Annotated in this window: 2 protein-coding genes; both read right to left on the bottom strand. The window is 38.8% G+C overall.

What is annotated here, in order from left to right; translation table 11 throughout:
- The coding region (locus DBR11_RS28740; protein WP_146186715.1) for an alpha-glucosidase domain-containing protein at positions 1-989 on the bottom strand (989 nt) is incomplete at its 3' end.
- Between the two features lie 114 nt (positions 990-1,103).
- Positions 1,104-2,861 (bottom strand): tetratricopeptide repeat-containing sensor histidine kinase (locus DBR11_RS28735; protein ID WP_199234007.1); only part of this gene is annotated, 1,758 nt, incomplete at its 5' end.

Here is a 2,861-nt window from a genome sequence, read left to right as displayed (position 1 = left end):
TTGTTCTTCTCCCCATTTAAAGATTCCTTAATTCCTCCGTTATCTTTCTGACTTTCTTTATAGCGCTTACCGTCCTCAAACAAATTTCCTTTGTCGTCAGCTTTCCAGAAATCCCGGTTATAAGCATTTAAATGCCCCTCATAAAAACCAAATTTAGGGAGCAATACAGGATTTCCAGTCAACTGGTAAAAGCTGTTTAAAAGCGCTGGTGCTCCATTGCCAACCATGAAAAAGACATCCAGATAATTGGTCTCATGGACGAGTTTGACCAGGCCTTTTTCTTTGGCACCAAAGTCATATTTTCCCTTCTTGAAGGTATGCCATAAGATTCCATAGCCCTTTGACGACCAGTAGTAAGGAGTGGGAGAGGCTACTCCGCCATCAGTCCAGCTGTTTTGGTTTTCAATAGAGATCGCCTTTCCCTTATGGGAGAAACGACCGTTCTGTACACCCCCACCATAGAAATACTCCTGTGGATCTTCTTTTAAGCTTAGCCCTACTTCGGATTTTTCAAAACGGATAGGAGCTGTTTCTTCAAGTACGAGTGTACGGGTGCTCAGGTTGATCACTTTGAATAAAGTGGTGTTTTTGTCTATTTGGATCGATATCTTACCGGTAGTGATCGTAATCAGGTTGTTTTCATCAGTTACATTTAATTTTACCACTTGTCTTCTTGGGTTTGCAACCAGGATTTTAGCCTCAGGTTTAGCCTCCGGATCTCTCATCTGGCCACCCGAATTGTCCTGAAAAAGCCTGAAAATCTGATCGCTGTAGAAATCAAAAGTTAAATGTTGCTGATCAGATAGCAAGACGTCAATCGTAGTCGGGTTGATCTTTTTTGCAGTAATGATTTTGTGATCCTTTTGAAGAATCTGTTGATAAGTACCTGGTTTCTGTGCAGCAATAGCCGGAGCATAGACCGTCAGTACTGTAAAAGCTATGGTTAGTAAAGCTTTGTTTTGAGGTTTAGGAGTCCAAAATGTTTTCATCGTGATTGTGGTAACAGTAATTACAGCCAATATAGAGTTATCTATATTCAGTAAACCGAAGAATTATCACGCAAACGTTTGATATTAAATTGTCAAAAGATAAACGACATAAATCTATTCTGCTGAAAAGGGCAGTTCTACAAAAAATGTTACTCCTTTTATTGCCTGCCTTTCAAACCAGATTTTTCCGCCATGTGCATGTACAATTTGCCTGGAGATCGCTAATCCAAGGCCAAAAGATTCCTCACCTGCCGTCCCTGCCCGGCCGACTTTTGCAAACATGCCGAAAATTTCATTTTCTATTTCAACCGGTATGCCAATACCTTCATCAGCTACGCTTATCCGAACATAATCTGCAGTTTCCTCCATTCTAACTTCAATTATTGCCTGGTTCGGACTAAATTTAATTGCATTGGTAATTAGATTACTGATCACTCTCCAAAGTTTTTCTCTGTTGGCCAAAAGTGTAACCGGTTTAACCTGCAAGCTGATTTGTTGAGCTTTTGCTTTTGCGCTGCCCTCTAATAAGGCAACACAATACCGAAGCATTTCTGCCAAATCAACTGGTGTTTTGAGCAGGCTGTCTGTTTTGAATTGTTTTTTAAGTAAGTCATTAACCAGTTCGAGTGAATTTTCACTTGAATCTTTAATCAGTCCGAGCATTTCCTGATCACTATCAGAACGACCAGTTTCTTCCATCATTAAACATGCAATAGAATATATCCCTGCAGCAGGACTGCGAAGATCATGCGCAACCACTCTTAACATATTCGTGTTTTCTGCCTGACTCTGTTCAAGTGCCCCAAGCGCATCTTTCATTTGATTGTTCTGATTTATGACCTGCTCATTCAGCTTTTTTGTTCGCCTCAGATTTTTTCTAACTATAATGAGGATGACCATCACCAATAAACAAGTGATGGCCGTTAGAATTAAGAAGGCAATTTGATATTTTGACCGTTCCATCAAAGAATTTACCCGATCTTCTTTAAATACGTAGTCTAAGTAATCTATACTGGTTGAATCATCGATACTGTCTTTCTCCTTATGTAAGGAGATTAACTGACGGCTATAGAGTGCTGCGGTAGTGAGATCTTTTCGCTTTGTATAAAGATCAAATAACCTCATTGCGATCATCTCACTGTAAATCAGTATGCCATTTTGATTCGCAATAGTTAATCCTTTCTTGTAATATTCTGTAGCTGATGACGGATCCGTTTTTGCAAGCTGATCACCCATATCAACCAACATATCCATCGATAAATAATAGAACTTCTTATTGATCGTCGTATCAATTATCTGACGAAGCAATACTAGCCCTTGTTTCCGTTTACCCTGAGCAATAAGATCATCGGCGACGATACTTTCAATAACTAAGATGGTGCGCAGGTCTTTATATTTAACAGCGATTTTTTTTGCCTGAGCGATGTATTGTTTTTTAAGCCGACCTTTAAATTTATTTGGATAGCATAGCAAATAATTAGAAATAACAAGGGATACTATGGAATCCTGTTTTAATTTTTTACACATTGACATTGCCGCATCAAATCTTTCTATAGCACGGTTGTCTTTGCCATCGCCTTTATAAACCAATGCCATGTTCATAACTAACTGTACACAGTTAGAAGAATCTTTTATTTTATAATATAATTTATAAGCTTGATTATAGTAGCGTAGTGCGAGATTCAAATTCCCTTTAACCACGAATACGATGCCTATGTTATTTAGCGCATCGGCTCTGCCTTTGTCATAATTGAGCCTGTTTGCTATTCTCCTGGCTTGGTTGGCTAATCGAAAAGTGCTGTCTGCATTAATGTGATAAAGCTGAATGGCTTTGATATTCAAATCATCTATATATTTCAGACTGTCTATCGT

This window comes from Pedobacter sp. HMWF019 (assembly GCF_003061025.1).
In the GTDB taxonomy this organism is placed as follows: domain Bacteria; phylum Bacteroidota; class Bacteroidia; order Sphingobacteriales; family Sphingobacteriaceae; genus Pedobacter.
This window is presented reverse-complemented; position numbering and strand designations above follow the sequence as displayed.